The 16,857-nt window shown below is 67.1% G+C and carries 12 protein-coding genes; 9 read left to right on the top strand and 3 right to left on the bottom strand.

Features of this window, described 5'->3' with window-relative positions; all coding sequences use genetic code 11:
• The 7 genes from EIK80_RS20440 to EIK80_RS20410 all read left to right on the top strand — a co-directional run.
• Window positions 1-754: chemotaxis protein CheA (locus EIK80_RS20440; protein ID WP_199743560.1), on the top strand; the 754-nt coding region annotated here is incomplete at its 5' end.
• 11 nt (window positions 755-765) lie between these two features.
• Window positions 766-1,251 (top strand): chemotaxis protein CheW, encoded by a 486-nt coding sequence (locus tag EIK80_RS20435; protein ID WP_125158850.1) that lies wholly within the window; start codon window positions 766-768, stop codon window positions 1,249-1,251.
• A 16-nt stretch (window positions 1,252-1,267) separates the two neighbouring features.
• Window positions 1,268-2,956 carry a methyl-accepting chemotaxis protein gene (locus EIK80_RS20430; protein ID WP_125158849.1) on the top strand — a complete coding sequence of 563 codons (1,689 nt, stop codon included), beginning with the start codon at window positions 1,268-1,270 and terminating at the stop codon, window positions 2,954-2,956.
• 37 nt (window positions 2,957-2,993) lie between these two features.
• Entirely contained in the window at window positions 2,994-4,790 is a 1,797-nt protein-coding gene (locus tag EIK80_RS20425; RefSeq protein ID WP_125158848.1) for a methyl-accepting chemotaxis protein, read from the top strand.
• The gene (locus EIK80_RS20420) at window positions 4,790-5,275 is read left to right on the top strand and encodes a chemotaxis protein CheW (protein WP_125158847.1); all 486 of its coding nucleotides are present in this window, start codon (window positions 4,790-4,792) and stop codon (window positions 5,273-5,275) included. Before EIK80_RS20425 ends, EIK80_RS20420 begins: the two co-directional genes overlap by 1 nt.
• A gap of 12 nt (window positions 5,276-5,287) precedes the next feature.
• Complete coding sequence (locus EIK80_RS20415; protein ID WP_125158846.1) at window positions 5,288-6,145, top strand: protein-glutamate O-methyltransferase CheR; 858 nt, start codon at window positions 5,288-5,290, stop codon at window positions 6,143-6,145.
• A gap of 4 nt (window positions 6,146-6,149) precedes the next feature.
• Window positions 6,150-7,241 (top strand): chemotaxis response regulator protein-glutamate methylesterase, encoded by a 1,092-nt coding sequence (locus EIK80_RS20410; RefSeq protein WP_125158845.1) that lies wholly within the window; start codon window positions 6,150-6,152, stop codon window positions 7,239-7,241.
• On the opposite strand, the gene EIK80_RS20405 is transcribed toward EIK80_RS20410, so the two are convergent.
• On the bottom strand, window positions 7,238-8,965 hold the full coding sequence (locus tag EIK80_RS20405) for a hypothetical protein (RefSeq protein WP_125158844.1): 1,728 nt from the start codon (window positions 8,963-8,965) through the stop codon (window positions 7,238-7,240). The two genes, EIK80_RS20410 and EIK80_RS20405, sit on opposite strands and share 4 nt — an antisense overlap.
• A gap of 134 nt (window positions 8,966-9,099) precedes the next feature.
• The gene (locus EIK80_RS20400) at window positions 9,100-12,144 is read right to left on the bottom strand and encodes a TonB-dependent receptor domain-containing protein (protein ID WP_125158843.1); all 3,045 of its coding nucleotides are present in this window, start codon (window positions 12,142-12,144) and stop codon (window positions 9,100-9,102) included.
• 200 nt (window positions 12,145-12,344) lie between these two features.
• Here EIK80_RS20400 and EIK80_RS20395 point away from each other — a divergent pair, with 200 nt between their 5' ends.
• Entirely contained in the window at window positions 12,345-13,022 is a 678-nt protein-coding gene (locus tag EIK80_RS20395; protein ID WP_125158842.1) for a TetR/AcrR family transcriptional regulator, read from the top strand.
• Between the two features lie 16 nt (window positions 13,023-13,038).
• Here EIK80_RS20395 and EIK80_RS20390 read toward each other — a convergent pair whose 3' ends face one another.
• Window positions 13,039-14,340, bottom strand: a complete 1,302-nt coding sequence (locus EIK80_RS20390; RefSeq protein WP_125158841.1) for an MFS transporter — start codon at window positions 14,338-14,340, stop codon at window positions 13,039-13,041.
• Between the two features lie 238 nt (window positions 14,341-14,578).
• Between EIK80_RS20390 and EIK80_RS20385 the strand changes: the two genes are divergently transcribed.
• A complete protein-coding gene (locus tag EIK80_RS20385) occupies window positions 14,579-16,849 on the top strand; it encodes a TonB-dependent receptor (RefSeq protein WP_125158840.1) in 2,271 nt (756 codons plus the stop codon).
• Window positions 16,850-16,857: the final 8 nt, after the last annotated feature.

Raw genomic sequence — 16,857 nt, 5'->3', positions numbered from 1 at the left:
CATGCTGGCCGCCCGCCAGTCCGGCGCCGAGGTGGTGATCACCATCACCGACGACGGCCGCGGCGTCGACCGCGCCCGCGTCCGCGCCAAGGCCGAGGAGAACGGCCTGATCCAGCCCGGTCAGACGCTGAGCGACAACGAGCTGCTGCAGCTGATCTTCGCCCCCGGCTTCTCGACCGCCGCGGCGATCACCAACCTGTCGGGTCGCGGCGTCGGCATGGACGTGGTCAAGAAGACCATCGAGGGCCTGCGCGGCTCGATCGAGATCGCCAGCACGCCCGGCGAGGGTTCGGTTGTGTCGCTGCGCATCCCGCTGACCCTGGCGATCATCGACGGCCTGCTGGTCCGCGTCGGCTCGGGCCGCTACGTCATTCCGCTGGCCACGGTCGAGGAATGCGTCGAGCTGACCCCGACCCAGGACCTGCGCTCCACGGGGCGCAGCCTGATCACGCTTCGCGACGAACTGGTGCCGTTCATCCGCCTGCGCGAGCAGTTCGCGACGGGAACCCCGCCCGATCCACACCAGAAGATCGTCGTCGTCGCCACCGGCCAGGACCGGGTGGGCCTGGTCGTCGACCAGATCCTCGGCGACCACCAGACGGTCATCAAGCCGCTGTCCAGCTTCCACGCCGATGTCGGCGCCTTCTCGGGCGCGACCATCATGGGCGACGGCGGCGTCGCCCTCATCCTGGACATCGCCGCCCTGGTCAGCCTGGGCCAACGCCACGACGCGCAAATGCGCGCGGCGGGGTGAGGGGAAAGACGATGACACAAGACACCATCGAGGCCCTGACCTTCGACCTGCAGGGCGAGACCTTCGCCCTTGAGGCCGGCTATGTGCGCGAGGTCCTGGACCTGCTGCCCGAGACGCCGGTTCCCGGCGCGCCGCCGTTCGTCGGCGCGGTGATCAACTTCCGCGGCCGGGTGATCCCGCTCGTCGATCTGCGCCTGGCCTTCGGCATGACCGTTGGCGAGACCACGATCGACAACCGCATCGTCGTCATCGAACACCCGTTGGACGGCGAGCCGACCCTGATCGGCCTGCGCGCCGACAAGGTTCACGAGGTGACCTCGATCGTCGCCGACACCACCGAAGAGGTTCCGCGCGTCGGCATGCGCTGGCGGGCCGACTTCATCCGCCGCCTGGTGCGTCGCAACAGCGACGTGATCGTCCTGCCAGACCTCGGCCAGATCTTCGCCGCCCGAGGACAGTCGGCGCCCGTCACCGCCCTTCACACCGCTCAACGCTGATCGCCCGGAGTTTCCCATGCGACTGACCATCAAGCTTCAGCTCGGCCTGGCCTTCGGGTTCGTGATCGCCTTGCTGCTCATCGGCAACGTCTTCGGCATCACCAATCTGGCCAAGACGAACAAGGCTCTCAACGACGTGGTTGACGGCCCGGCCACGCGCCTCGAAGCGGCCCAGCAGCTCAACATCCACCTGTTGAACGTCGTGCGCGCCGAGAAGAACATGATCCTCGTCGGCTCGCCCGAGGAAGTGAACAAACTCGAAGCCTCGATCGAGAAGGAGCGTCAGGCGTTCGACGCCCTGCTGACCAAGGCCGAAGGGCTGGCGACGGCCGAAGGCAAGCCGAGGTGGAAAGCCTTGGGCGACTCCTTCAACCAGATGATGGATGTCCACGCCCGCGTGCTGGCGTTCACGACCGCCGACCGGGACGTCGAGGCCTCCGCCCTGTCGATGGGGGAAGGCCGCAAGGCCGTGATCGAGGCCGGCGCTCGCGTGGAGGAACTGGTCGAGCTGTCGAAGGCTCAGCTGGAGAGCGCGACCGCCAAGGCCGATAGCGATTTCGCCAGCACACGTAACCTGCTGATCGGCCTGTCGGTCCTCTCGCTGCTCGGCGCCGCCGGCGCGGCGCTCTACATCTCGATGGCCGTCAGCAAGGGCCTGAATCGCGCCTCGGACGCCGTGAAGATGGTGGCCGACGGCGACCTGACCAAGTCGGTCGACGTCACTACCCGCGACGAGATCGGCGACCTGCTGGGCCATGTGAACGTCATGATCGAGCGCCTGCGCGGCGTGGTCGCCGACGCGATCTCGGCTTCGGAGAATGTCTCGGCTGGCAGCCAGGAGCTTTCGGCGACCTCGGAGCAGATGAGCCAGGGCGCCACCGAGCAGGCGTCCGCCGCCGAACAGGCTTCGGCCTCGATGGAAGAGATGGCCGCCAACATCAAGCAGAACGCCGACAACGCCGCCCAGACCGAGAAGATCGCCCGCCAGTCGGCCGTCGACGCGGAAAGCTCGGGCCAAGCCGTCAGCAAGGCCGTCGACGCCATGCAGACGATCGCCGAGAAGATCACCATCGTGCAGGAGATCGCCCGTCAGACCGACCTGCTGGCCCTGAACGCGGCTGTCGAAGCCGCCCGGGCCGGCGAACATGGCCGTGGCTTCGCGGTCGTCGCCTCGGAAGTGCGCAAGCTGGCCGAGCGCTCGCAGACCGCCGCCTCGGAGATCAGCGCGGTGTCGTCCGACACCGTCAAGGCCGCCCAATCGGCCGGCGAGATGCTGACCAGCCTGGTGCCGAACATCCGCAAGACCGCCGAACTGGTCGCCGAGATCAGCGCCGCCTGCCGCGAACAGGACATCGGCTCCTCGCAGATCAACGAGGCCATCCAGCAACTGGACAAGGTCACGCAGCAGAACGCCAGCGCCTCGGAAGAGATGTCGGCCACCTCGGAGGAGCTCGCCGCCCAGGCCGAGGAACTGCAGGCCTCGATCTCTTATTTCCGCACGGACGCGCACGGCGGCCAGCGGGCGCCGGTCCGCAAGGCCGCCCCGGTCAAGCGTCCGGCACAGACCAGCGCGGTCCGCAAGGCGCCCGCCAAGCCGGCCACCCGTCCGGTCGCCGCCCAGCAGGCCCGCGTGGCCGGCTTCGCGCTGGACCTGACCAACGGCGGACCTGACGCCGACGACGCCGATTTCAAGCAATACGCTTGATCCTCACAAGCAGAACGCAACAATCCCGAGGCCTACCATGCGACTGACAATCAAGTTGAAGTTGGCTGCGACGTTCGCAGTGCTCATAGCCATGATGGCCGCCGTTGTTTTTGTCGGTGTCAGCCGCATGGGTTCGTTGAACACGGCCATAAGCGACGTGATCAGCGGCCCCGCCAAGCGCCTTAGCCTGGCCCAAGCAATCGACGGGGAGATGGGGCGCAATCTTCGGTGGGAAAAGAACATGGCGCTGACCACCGACGAGGCCTCGACCAAGAAGTTCGACGCCGATGCGTTGGCCAGCCGCGCCAAGATCGAGGCGATGATCGCCGAGGGCAACGCCAAGGCCAGCGAACAAGGCAAGCCCATGTGGGCGCAGCTGCAAAGACAGTGGGAGGCTTACAAGCCGGTCAGTGATCAGCTCCGTCAGTTCGCTCTGGCCAACCGCAATGCGGAGGCGGCTGAGATTTCACTGGGCAAGGCGCGCCTCGCCGCCGATGAGGTGACGGCGACGATCAATCAGCTTGTCGAACTGCAGGCCGCTCAGATGAAAGAGGCCGATGAGGCGACGAACCAGACGTATGAGGCGGCCCGGACAACCCTGCTCGTGGTCTCTGGTTTGGCGGTGTCGATCGCGGTGGCCGGTGCGTTCTGGATCTCGATGATCATCAGCGCAGGCTTGAAGAAGATCGCCACGGCCGTCGACGCGGTGGCGATCGGCGACCTGAACCAGGACGTCGCGGTCAACACCGATGACGAGATCAAGGACCTGGTGAACTCGGTCAACCAAATGACGGCGAACCTGCGGGAGACCGCGTCGCTGGCCGACAAGGTCGCCGACGGCGATCTCACCGTGCGCCCCAAGCCTCTTTCGGACAAGGACACCCTCGGCCTGGCGCTGGAGCGCATGGTCGAGCGCCTGCGCGGCGTGGTCGCCGACGCCATCGCCGCTTCCGACAACGTCTCGGCCGGCAGCCAGGAGCTTTCGGCGACCTCGGAGCAGATGAGCCAGGGCGCCACCGAGCAGGCCACGGCCGCCGAGCAGGCCTCGGCCTCGATGGAAGAGATGTCGGCCAACATCAAGCAGAACGCCGACAACGCCGCCCAGACCGAGAAGATCGCCCGACAGTCGGCCGTCGACGCCGAGACCTCGGGCCTGGCGGTCAACAAGGCCGTCGACGCCATGCAGACGATCGCCGAGAAGATCACCATCGTGCAGGAGATCGCCCGTCAGACCGACCTGCTGGCCCTGAACGCGGCTGTCGAAGCCGCCCGGGCCGGCGAGCACGGCCGTGGCTTCGCGGTCGTCGCCTCGGAAGTGCGCAAGCTGGCCGAGCGCTCGCAGACCGCCGCCTCGGAGATCAGCGCCGTGTCGTCCGACACCGTCAAGGCCGCCCAATCGGCCGGCGAGATGCTGACCAGCTTGGTGCCGAACATCCGCAAGACCGCCGAACTGGTCGCCGAGATCAGCGCCGCCTGCCGCGAACAGGATATCGGCTCCTCGCAGATCAACGAGGCGATCCAGCAACTAGACAAGGTCACGCAGCAGAACGCCAGCGCCTCGGAAGAGATGTCGGCCACCTCGGAGGAGCTCGCCGCCCAGGCCGAGGAACTGCAGGCCTCGATCTCTTATTTCCGCACGGAAACCGCCGACCGCTCGGCGCCGCGTCGGCCCGCGCCGCGTCCCGTCGCCGCCAAGCGCTCGGCCGCCCCGGCCGCGCGCAAGCCCGCGCGAAACGCCGTGGCGAGCCAGCAGGCCCGCGTCGCCGGCTTCGCGCTGGACCTGACCAACGGTGGCCCGGACGACGGCGACGCTGATTTCAAGGAATATGCCTGATGAGCGGGGCGACCGAACAATTCGTCACCCTGGGGCTCGGCGCCGAGGTCTTCGCGGTTCCCGTGGCCTATGTCCGCGAGATCCTCGACTACGCCAAGCCTTCCGGCATCCCCGACGGACCGTCCTATCTGCTGGGCCTGACCGACGTACGCGGTCGCGGCGCGCCGACCCTGGACCTGCGCCTGAAGCTGGGTCTCCCCGCCGTGCCGCCCGACGGCGCGACGCGGATCCTGGTGGTCGACGTGCCGGTAGAGGACCGCACCCTGTCGCTGGGCCTCGTCGCCGACCGCGTGATCGAGGTGATCTCGTTCGCCGAAGGTCAGATCGAAGCCTCGCCCGACATCGGCGTGCCGTGGCGTTCGGACTACATCCGCGGCGTCGTGCGCCGCGACGCCGCCTCGGGGAAGGGGGGCTTCGTGGTCATCTTCGATCTCGCGCGCCTGCTGACCAGCCAGGACGCCGCCTACATCGCTCAAGCCGCCTGATCGGATCCCATAGTGTCGCAAGCCGCACTCGCCCTGCAGCCGGCCTCGGCCGGCGAACCGCTCAGCGCCCGCAACTTCACGCGACTGGCCGAGTTCATCCACGGCTACAGCGGCATCAAGATGCCGTCGAACAAGAAGACCATGCTGGAGGGGCGTCTACGCCGCCGAATGCGGGTCAATCGCTTCGACAACGTCAACGAATATTGCCGCTTCATCTTCGACGAGGGCGGTCTGGAAACCGAGACGATCCACCTGATCGACGCGGTGACGACCAACAAGACCGAGTTCTTTCGAGAGCCGGTGCACTTCGACTTCATGGAAAAGACGGTCCTGCCGCAGCTGGCCAAGACGCGTCGCCATATCAACGTCTGGAGCGCGGCCGCCTCGACCGGTGCGGAGCCCTATACCTTGGCGATGGTGCTGGACGAATTCTGTTCCGCGCGCCGCGGCCTGGACTACTCGATCCTGGGCACTGACATCTGCACCGAGGTGCTTCAGCAGGCGATCGCTGGCCGCTTCGTGGAATCGATGATCCAACCGGTCTCGATGCCTCGCCGCCAGCGCTACGTGCTGCGCGCCAAGGACCCCTCGCGCGGCGAGGTGCGGATCGTTCCCGAACTGCGCAGCAAGGTCGCTTATGGCCGTCTCAACCTGATGGACGAGCGCTATCCGGTCGAAACCACGATGGACATCATCTTCTGCCGCAACATCCTGATCTATTTCGACAAGTCTACCCAGGCCAAGGTGCTGGAGCGCCTGTGCCGCCACCTAGCGCCCGACGGCTACCTGTTCCTGGGCCACTCGGAGTCCATCGTGGGGATCGATCTGCCGCTGCGGCAGATCGCCAACACCGTCTTCCAGAAGGGCTAGGCCCTTGCCCGGAAAGATCCGTGTCCTGATCATTGACGACTCCGCCACCGTCCGGCAGACCTTGTCGGCCGTGCTGGAGTCCGACCCGCAGATCGAGGTGATCGGCGTCGCCTCCGACCCGTTCGTGGCCGCCAAGCGGATCCGCGACGAAATCCCCGACGTCATCACGCTGGACGTCGAGATGCCGCGCATGGACGGGATCACCTTCCTGCGCAAGCTGATGGCCCAGCACCCGATTCCGGTGGTGATGTGCTCCTCGTTGATCGAGGCCGGATCCGAGACCCTGCTGCAGGCCCTTGAGGCCGGCGCGGTCGACATCGTGCTGAAGCCGAAGATCGGCGTCGCCGACGCCCTGATGGAGTCGCGGATCCGCATCTGCGACGCGGTGAAGGCCGCCGCCAGCGCCCGTGTCGCCGGCGCTCGACGTCCGCCGGTCGCAGTGCCGCGCCCGATCCACGAACCCGAGAGGAAACTCACCGCCGACGCCATGCTGCCGCCGCCGTCGGGAAGGGCCATGGCCAAGACCACCGAAGCCATCGTCTGCATCGGCGCCTCGACCGGTGGCACCGAAGCCCTGCGCGCGGTGCTGGAAGACCTGCCGCCGGATTCGCCGGGTATCGTCATCGTCCAGCACATGCCCGAAAAGTTCACGGCCTCGTTCGCCAAGCGACTGGATGGCCTGTGCGCGGTCTCCGTCAAGGAAGCCGAGGACGGTGACACCGTGCTTCGCGGCCGAGTGCTGATCGCGCCCGGCAACAAGCACACGATCCTGGAGCGCAGCGGCGCCCGCTACTACGTCTCGGTCAAGGACGGCCCGCTGGTCACCCGCCACCGGCCCTCGGTTGACGTGCTCTTCCGCTCTGCGGCGCGCTCGGCGGGGTCCAACGCGGTCGGCGTGATCATGACCGGCATGGGTGACGATGGCGCGCGCGGCATGAACGAGATGAAACAAGCCGGCGCCTATACGATCGCCCAGGACGAGGCGACCTCGGTGGTGTTCGGCATGCCCAAGGAAGCCATCGCGCTGGGCTGTGTCGATCGCATCGCGCCCTTGCAGGCGCTGGCCAAGGAAATCCTGAAGGCGTCCAGCCGCTAGAACAGCAGGTCGTCGTCCTCGACGGTCTCGGCTTCCGCGGGCGCTTCGATCGCCGCCACATCCAACCCCGCGGTCAGCGCCGCGTGGACTTCGCGCTCCTGGGCCATGGTGTAGCTGCGGGCCAGATCCGCCAGCAGGGGCGAGAGGGCGCCCATCAGATCGTCGACCCGGACGTCGCCGGACAGACTCTCCAGTTCGGCTGCGGCCTGGTCGAGATGGTCGCCGACCTGGCGCTGAAAGTCGAATCGGGCGGCCGCGCGGCGGAGCATATCGACAACTTCGTCGCCTTGTCGGGCGGCGTCGACGAGGCCGCCTTCGACGGCGTCGCCGGTCTTGCGGATGCGGCCCACGGCGTCGCGCAAGGCGAGGGCGGCGCTGGTCGCGCCATCCTGGCCGTCGGCTTGCGGCTCGGCGTCGGCCGAGGCCGAAAGCGACTGCAGCGCCGTCAGGGTGCGTGCGGCCGAGGTTTCCAGGTGGCCGGCATGGGCGCGCAGCTCGACGGCGATGACGCCCAGCGGTTTGCCCGTCTCGCCGATGCGCGAGCACTTCAGCGTGGTGTTCAGGGCCATCATCTGCACGTCGGCGCGCATGTTCTGGATGGCTTCGATTTGGGCGGCGAGGTCGCGAGCGGAATTGGCGGCTGAGCGGCTCACATCCGCGGCCTGACGGGCGCCGGCCTCGATGTCGTCCACGAGCGCGAAGGCCTCGCCGACGCTGGTCTCCAGGCCGCGCAGAAAGCTGGCTTCGCCGTTCGACGAGCCGCCCTGGGCGTGGTCGCGGAGACGCAGGATCTCGCTGGCGTCGCCGGCGATGGCGCCGACGCTCTGACCGATACGCGAGACGTCGCGGTGGAAGTCGTCGATCGTGGCGTGGAGCTGGGCGGCCAGCAGGCGGTGCACGAAGGCGTCCAGCCGCGCGCGCGCCTCGGCCGGGAGGGCGTTGGCCGGGGCCGAGTCTCGCAGCAGGGCCAAGCCATGCTGAACGTGCTCGATACGCTGGCGGGTGATGTCGCCGATTTGCAGAGCGGCCAGGGCCGAACCGATCTTCTTGCGGACGTCGCGGACCAACTCGCCGACGCGGGCGGTGATCTGGGCGATCTTGGCCTGGTGATCGGCGATGGCCGCGGTCTGCCCGACCAGGGCGTCGGGCACGGCCGGCAGGAGGCCGTCGCAGCGGCGGCGCAGCTCGTCCTCGTGGCCCAGGGCCGCGCGCAGGGCGCCGTCCATGCTGGAGAGGTCGTTGCGGAAGGTGTCCAGCTGAGTGCGGCCCAGCTCGATGCAGTCGCAGATTTCCTGGGCGAAGATCGCGAACTCCGGGCCGGCGGCGGCGATGCCGCCCGAGGTGATCTTGATGTTGACGCCGAAGACCCGGAGGTAGGCCAGGTGCTGGCGCATGTCCTCGATGCAGACAGTCAGGGCGTCCCCTGCGCTGACCAGACAGCCCAGGCGGTCGCGGCGCGCGTGCAGGGCGGCGGGCAGTTCGCGCAACTGCTCGGACGCCTGGCTCAGCTGGCGGGTCGCGGCGGCGACCTCCTGACCTTCGAGGCCTTCGCGCATCAGGTCCAGGGCGGTGATCAGGGCGCTGGTCCCGTCGACGACGTGCGAGAGCACCTCGCCAACTTCCAGGAAGCGGCCTTCGATGGCGCCGCGCGCGACCTCGAGGCGCGTCTGGACGTCGCCGTCACCCGCGTGGGAAGCCGAAAGTGCAAGGGACGAATGGGCCATGACCCACGATCAACCAGAATGTGCGAATTTGGCGTAAAGGCCCGCCAAGATGGGGTTGGCGGCGTCCCCAAAAGAAGGACGGCGGACGACACAGGGCCGCCCGCCGCGCGAGGTAGGAACAGGGAACGCCTTACCTAGAAAGCCTTTTTGACGCCCAGCTCGAAGGTCCGGCCCAGCGGATTGCCGGTCCATGGGTCGTAGCCGAACTCTTCCTGGGCCGGCGGCGGGGCGCGATCGAAGATGTTCGCGACCGTCGCGGTCACGGCCATGTCGTCGCCCAGCCGCAGGCGATAGGTGAAGTCGGTGGTGACCCAGGCCTTGCCGTCCTCGCCATACTGCACGCCGGCCCGCTCGTCCTTGACCGCCGAGACATAGTTGACGCCGAGGCGGAAGTTCTGGCGGCCGAGGGCATAGTTGACGCCGAGGTTGGCGCGCAGCTTCGGAGCGGCCTGGGCGAAGGTGGCGAAGTTCAGCGTGCCCAACCGATCGTCGCCCGTCGAGATGGTCACGCCGTCCAGGGTCGTGGGACCGGTCTTCAGCTCGGTGATCCGGGTGGCGGTGAGGTTGACGTCCAGATCGCCGGGGCCGACGGGGAGACCGTAGGTCGCTTGAATGTCGAAGCCCTTGGTCGTCTGACCCGGCCCGTTGCCGTAGCGCGTCGAGACGGCCGAGAAAGTCCCCACGCCGCTCATCCCCACCGCGCAGCCGCTGTTGAAGGTGATGCGGGCCAGCAGGGGCTGCTTGGCGACGTCGCAGGTGGTGATCGTGCCGCCGGCGCCGTTGAACACCAGGCTGGCGATCTGGTTCGGGTCGGCGACCTGGCCGATCTGGTCCTTGGTCCGGATGTCGAAGTGGTCGACGATCAGGCGGAACTTGTGGTCATCGCTGAAGCCCCGGCTCTGCCAGATCGCGCCGATATTGGCCGTCTTGGCGGTCTCCGGCTTGAGGTCGGCGTCGGTGATGAATTGCGCCGCCAGCCAGTTGCTGGCCGCCACCGTATAGGTTCGCGCGGCTACCGTGATGGCGCCCGGCGTCACGCCCAGCGGCGGGGTCTGGTAGTTGGTGCCGTATGAGCCGCGCAGGGTCAGCGGGCCCCAGACGTTCCACTTGCCCGACACCTTGTAGACGGTGGCGCCGAGGTCGTTGGAGAACTTCTCCTTGCGAGCGGCCAGCTGGATGTCGACGGTCGAGAACAGCGGCACCTGCAATTCGCCGAACAGCGAGTACTGGCTCTGGTCGGCCTGGACCGGCAGCGTCGGCGCGAACAGGACGAACGGGCCCGGCGCGTCGGGCGTGCAGCCCCGGAAGTTCGGATCGTTGGTCGGCAGCGGATTGGCCGGCAGGTTCGGCGAGCCCGGTCCGTTGGCGCTGGTCGTGCCGGCGGGCCATTCGCACTGCACCGTCCCGTTGTTGAACGGGCTGGAGACGATCTGGCGGCTCTCGAACGAGCGGTACTGGGCGCCGAGCGCCCAGCCCACCTCGCCGCCGGGCAGCTTCAGGCCCGACAGGCCGTTGAACACCAGGTCGGCGGTGAAGTTGTTGCTCTTGGTCTCCACGGCGCGCGGGTCGAACATCCAGAGGGAGAGATCCTCGGGGTTCTCGTGGCCGGCGATGTAGTTCGGGTTGGCCAGGCCGCGCACCGGCTGGCCCTTGAATGAACTGGAGAAGGGGTTCCAGTACTGGCAGCCGTTTTTGCCGGCGGCCGCCGCGTTCTGGGTGCCGAAGCGGGTCGGATCCAGGTCGGTGGCGTGGCAGTTGGGTCCGCCGAAGCCGTTGAGGGCCTCCTGCACGCGGTAGCCGATGGTGTCGGCGTGGGTGTTGTAGTTGTAGGCGTCGTTATAGGTCAGGGCGAAGTCGTAGCCGACCGCCTTGGCGAACGGCGCGAGGTCGCCCAGGTCGCCATTTATCCCCGCCGAGACGCGCCAGACCTTGTTGGTGATCTTGTCAGCCACGCCGAAGCCGTCGCCGCCGGAATAGTAGGGATTACCGCCGTGGCCGAACAGCCGGTAGGTGATCGGCGTGAAGCCCGAGGCGCCGACGATGCCGTGGGCGGTGGCGAATTCAGCCGCGAACGGGTTGCTGATCGGCACGTAGAACTGGTTGACCGCGCCCGTCGTCAGGGCCGGACCGCGCGACACAGGCTGGGCCGGCGAACCCATCACCTGCGGCAGGTCCACCTTGCCGTAGGAGGCGTCGGCGTGGAACTTCATGCTGTCGGTGATCTGCGCCTTCAGCTGGGCGTAGAGCCTGTAGATGTCCTGGTTTTCCACCAGCCGGTAGTACGGGATGTAGTTGTAGGCGCAGGTGTAGGCGTTATCCATGCGGCCGCCGACGGCGGCGCAGCTGGCAGGCGTGAAGTCGGAGACGATACCGCCCAGGTTCGCGCCCCACTCGCCGGTGTCCGTGGCGGTGGGCGCGGCGGGCAGGGGACCGCGCGGCTGCCAACCCGTCAGGTTGGTCAGGGTCGACCAGGGGGCGGGATTATAGCCGGCCCCCGGGGTGAGCGAGGCCTTGGTGAAATCGCGCTCCAGCGTGTTCAGGCGCGAGCGGTGCTCGTACTCGGCCGAGACCAGAAGATTGACGCGGTCCTCGCCGATGCCGCCCATCACGCCGACGGAATAGTCGCCCTTCGAGCCCTTGATGTGCTTGTACTGGGCCTGGGCCTCCAACCCGACGAACTTGTCGCGGGTGATGAAGTTGACGACGCCGCCGGTGGCGTCAGCGCCGTAGATCACCGCCGCGCCGTCCTTGAGGATCTCGGTGCGGGCAAGAGCGATCGAGGGGACGTTGGCGGTGTTCTGGTTCATCCGCCGACCGTTCAGCAGCACCAGCGTCTTGTCGGCCCCCAGGCCGCGCAGATTGTAGTTCACGGAGCCGACCAGGGTCGGACCGCCGAAATAGTAGCTCTCGCCGGTCGTCGGTCCCGAGATGGTCAGGCTCTTGGCGAACTCCAGCGCCGTCGGCGAACCCTGCTTTTCAAGCTGTTCCTGCGAATAGACCTCCACGGGGAGGGCGGCGTCCAGCGCCGAGCCCCGGATGTTGGAACCGGTGACGACGATTTCCTCGACCTGGGTCGAGGGATCGTTGGCCGTTTTTTCCTGACCCCAGGCTGGGGCGCACAGGCCCGCGATCCCGATCAGCAGCGCGACGCCCGACGCGCTCGTAAGCCCAATTCTCATGTGGCGAACCCTCCCGTTGAACGAGTCTCTAACGCTCATTCTCACAAGAGTGAGTATTGTAGCCTCGCCGCGATGGCGTCAATGATCATTGTTCGGCGACCTCGGAGCACGCCTTCGACACTGCGATTGCCGTTATGGGAACGATTGACAGGGGCGCGCCGGGCCGACTACGCGGCGGACTTTAGGACCAGGAGGACGGTTTGGCAGGAGCCACCGCGGAGGAGGCCAAGGAGCGCCCGCGCACCAAGGCCGAGCAGCGCGCCCAGAGCCTCGAGCAGATTCTGGACGCGGCCGAGTACCTGTTCTCGCAGAACGGTCTCCATGGCGTGACGCTGCGCGACGTGGCCGTGCGGGTGGGCATCCACACCACGCTGCTCAACTACTATTTCAAGGACAAGACCAACCTGTTCGAGGCCGTGTTCGCTCGGCGGGCGGGGGTCACGTCCGGTCGGCGGATGATCGCCCTGGAGCAATACGAGCAGGCGGTGGGCGACAGGCCGACCGTCGAGGGCGCGCTGCACGCCTTTCTCGATACCGACCTCGACCTCTATTACGAGGGCGGCGAGCACTGGATGAACTACGGGGCGTTCTGCGCCCGGGTCAGCAACACGCCCGAGGGTGCGGCGCTGATGGACGAGCATTTCGACCCCGTGGTCCTGAAGCTGGTCGGCATCCTCAAGCGGGCCCTGCCGGACTATGCCGACGAGGAGATCTTCTGGGGCTATCATTTCGTGTCGGGCGCCCTGATGAACACCCTGGCGCGGACGGGCCGGATCGACCGGCTGTCCAGCGGCCTTTGCCACTCCGACGACTTTCCGGCGATCAAGAAGCGGATCGCGCGGTTCATGGCGGCGGGCTTCATCGCCCTGAAGGAATGAAGCCCGCGCGCGGTCTCTAGCTCTGCTCAGCCCGGCGGAAGATCCGAGCCAGCCACAGGAACAATCCGATCGCGATGACGTAGAACGGGATCAGGGTGTAGAGCGCCATCTGCAGCGAGTTGTGCGGGTGGCTGGCTTTGAAGAAATCGCTGGCCGCGCCGACATAGGTGGGGCCCAGGCCCAGGCCGATGAAGTTCATGACCAGCAGCAGCAGGGCGCCGGACATCACCCGCTGGTCGGGCCGCACTTCCTCCTGGACCAGCGCCACAGACGACGACAGGTAGAAGTAGTTCAGGAAGGTCGGGCCGATCAGCAGGGCCAGGGCCAGTGGCCAGGTCGGCGCCCAGACGAAGCCGACATAGAACGGGATCGCGAGGGTCAGTGAGATGACCGGCGCCATGGCGTAGACGACCTTGGACTTCTTGCGGAAGCGGTCGATCACCCGGCCCGAGACGAAGATGCCAGCGCTCATGCCGACGCCTACGACAAGGGCGTACCAGACGGCGACCTCGTTGAGCGCCATGCCCTTCTCGCGCATCAGGAACAGGGTGGTGAAGTTGCCCAGGCCATAGGTGACGAACTGGGTCGCGCCGCTGCCCAGCGCGGCCAGCACCAGGGTGGGGCGTGAGAAGAACATCTTCAGGGTCGACCAGAAGCCGGCCTTGGCGACCTTGATCTCGGCCCCGTCCAGGCCGCCCCGAGGCGGTTCCTTGACGATCAGCGGCAGGATCACGGCGGCGACCAGGCCGACGACGCCCAGGATCACGAAGGCGTAGCGCCAATTGAACGCCGCGGCGATCGCCGCGCCGAACGCGATGCCCAGCGCCGCGCCCACGGGCGGCCCCAGGTTATAGATGCCCAACGCCGTCCCCCGCCGGCCGGCCGGGAAGTAGTCGGAGATGATCGCATAGGAGGGCGGCACCCCGCCGGCCTCGCCGAAGCCGACGGTCATCCGGGCGAAGGCGAACTCGCCATAGCCGCGCGACAGGCCGCAGGCCACGGTCGCCGCGCTCCAGATCCCACAGGCCAGGGACAGCACCGCCACGCGGTTGGTGCGGTCGGCCAGCCAGCCCACCGGAATGGCGATAAAGCAGTAGAACATCGCGAAATAGAGCCCGCCGATGAGGCCTAGCTGGCTGTCGGAGACGTGCAGGGTGTCCTGGATCGGCTTGGCCAGGATCGACATCAGCTGCCGGTCCAGGAAGTTCAGCACATAGACGAACCACAGCATGGCCAGCACCAGCCAGGCGCGACCGCCGACGGGTTGGGAGGCCTCCTTGTCGGAGATGGGTCCGCGGACAGAAGAATGAGCGTTCATCGAGCGGCCATCCGGGCGTGCGGACGGGGCCGCGGCGTTATTGCGCGCGTGATCTTCAAGGCATCCTCCCAGCGGCCATTCTTGAGCTTGGCCTGTTTCGGAGCATGCGCCCAAGTTCGAGGCTTCGTCAATATTCACACGCGAGTGAGTGAGTGTTGACAGGCGCGAAGATCACGCTCACCGTGCCCCCATAAAAGTCGACGTGAAGACGATCGACGCTCGTTCGGGGAGGAACGACATGAAGGCTGGCCAGCTGGCGTCGGCTTGCGCCGTCGCGCTCGTATCATTCGCCACACAGGTCGCGGCCCAGTCGGCCAGCGACGATCAGGGGAGGGGCGACCGCAAGGACGCTGATCTGGTGGGAGAAGTCATCGTCACCTCGACCCGCCGTCCCGAGAAGCTGCAGGACGTGCCGCTCAGCGTCACCGCCTTCGATCAGAAGGAGCTGACCGCCAAGGGCATCGTCGGCTTCGAGGGCCTGGCCCGTCAGACGCCCGGCGTGGTGTTGAACCGCGCCACCGCCAACTTCAACAACTTCACCGCCCGGGGCATCGCGACCAACGGCTACGGCGCCAACCTGCAGAGCACGGTGGCCGTCTATATCGACGAGCTGCCGATCTCGACGATCGGCAACACCACGGTGCTGGATCCGAATCTGTTCGACGTCGAGCGGGTGGAGTTCCTGCGTGGCCCGCAGGGTACGCTGTTCGGCTCGGGCTCGCTGTCGGGCGCGCTGCGCATCCTGACCAAGGCGCCGAACCTGTCGAGCCGCGAGGGCGCGGCCCTGGTCGACTTCGGCCTGACCGGTTCGGACTCCCTGCGCCAGCGCTACAACGGCATGCTCAACATGCCGATCATCCAGGACAAGCTGGCCCTGCGCCTGGTCGGCTTCTACCGGCACGAGGAAGGCTATCTCGATAACCTCGGGACAGGCGTCCATAACTCCAACACCCTGGTCGACTGGGGCGGCCGCGCGACGTTGCTGTGGAAACCCACCGACCGCCTGTCGGTGAAGGCGCTGTTCTCGTACGAGGACAGCAACCCGAAGGACTCGTCGATGGTCAATCCGGCCCTGGGGCGGAACAAGCGGGTCTCGGATCGGCCGGATCTGTTCGTGGGCAAGCTGCGCAGCCACAACGTCACGGTCGACTACCAGTTCGACGGCGCGCATTTCACCAGCTCGTCGACCTATTCGAAGTTCGATCAGAAGTTCTATGTCGACCTGGCCGGCACGTTCGGCGGCGCCATCGCCTTCGCCCTCGACGCCGGGGGCTTCCAGAAGACCTTTGTCGAGGAGGCGCGTCTGGCGTCCGATCCGGGCGGCAAGCTCGACTGGGTGGTCGGCGGCTTCTACCTCGATCGCCGCCTGGACGTGGACTACTTCTACCGCTCCAACCCGGCCTTCCTGACCTCGCACGGCATCACCGGCCTGCCGGACGAGTACTATCAGCGCCAGTACACGCACATAAATTCGCAGGAAAAGGCCGCCTTCGGCCAGCTGACCTATCACTTCAGCGACAAGGTCTGGCTGACCGGCGGCATGCGTTACGGCCGGGTCGAGGCCCAGGGCTTCACCGAGGCCGGCGGCTATAGCAGCGCCTATCTGACCAACGCCCTGTTCGGCATCCGCGGGCCGCTGACCCTGACGCCGTTCACGGCGGCCAGCGGCGTCAAGGCGACGGGCAGCAAGCCCTCGTTCAAGGTCAGCCTGTCCTACAAGCCGTCGTCGACCCTGACGACCTACGCCACGGTGTCGACCGGCTTCCGCACGCCGGTGGTCAACGCCTTCGCCGGCCGGGCCAGCCTGGTCAATCCCAGCGACCTGATCATCCCGAACGGCGCCTCGTCCGACGACCTGACCAACTACGAGGTCGGGGCCAAGGGCCGTTTCCTGAACGGTCTGGTCTCGGCCAATCTCGCTGTCTACCTGATCGACTGGAGCAACATCCAGGTCCAGGCCAACCGCGTCTCCGATAGCGTTCAGTTCGCCACCAACATCGGCGCGGCGCGCAGCAAGGGGATCGAGCTGGAGCTGTTGGCCTTCCCCGCCAAGGGCCTGACCATCGGCCTGAACGGCTCGCTGAACGAGGCCAAGGTCACCGAGCTGACCCCGGCCGAGGCGGCGATCTCCGGCGCGGTGGTCGGCGCGCGCCTGGCCTCGCCGAAGGTGCAGGGCTCGCTGTTCGTCAACTACGGCTGGGACCTGACGCCGAAGGCCAAGGCCAACCTGTCGGTCGTGCTGCAGCATGTGGGCTCTTATCCCGGCTCGTTCCCGCACGTGCCGGGCCAGCCCACAGTGACCAGCGCGACCTACGGCTTCACGGACTCGTATCAGAACGTGAACGCCACCTTCGCCGTGGCCATGGGCGACACGACGGTCGGAGCCTATGTCGAGAATCTCTTCGACGACCACTCGGTCACCTACGTCCACCCCGAGGCCTTCATCGCCAGCCGGTTCGCGACCATGCGGCCGCGCACGGCCGGGGTGCGGTTGGGCTATGCGTTCTAGGAGGCGGC

It is taken from the genome of Caulobacter sp. 602-1 (genome assembly GCF_003931565.1).
Classification (GTDB): Bacteria; Pseudomonadota; Alphaproteobacteria; order Caulobacterales; family Caulobacteraceae; genus Caulobacter.
Note: the sequence above shows the minus strand (reverse complement) of the source record. Positions and strands in the feature narration are given on the sequence as shown.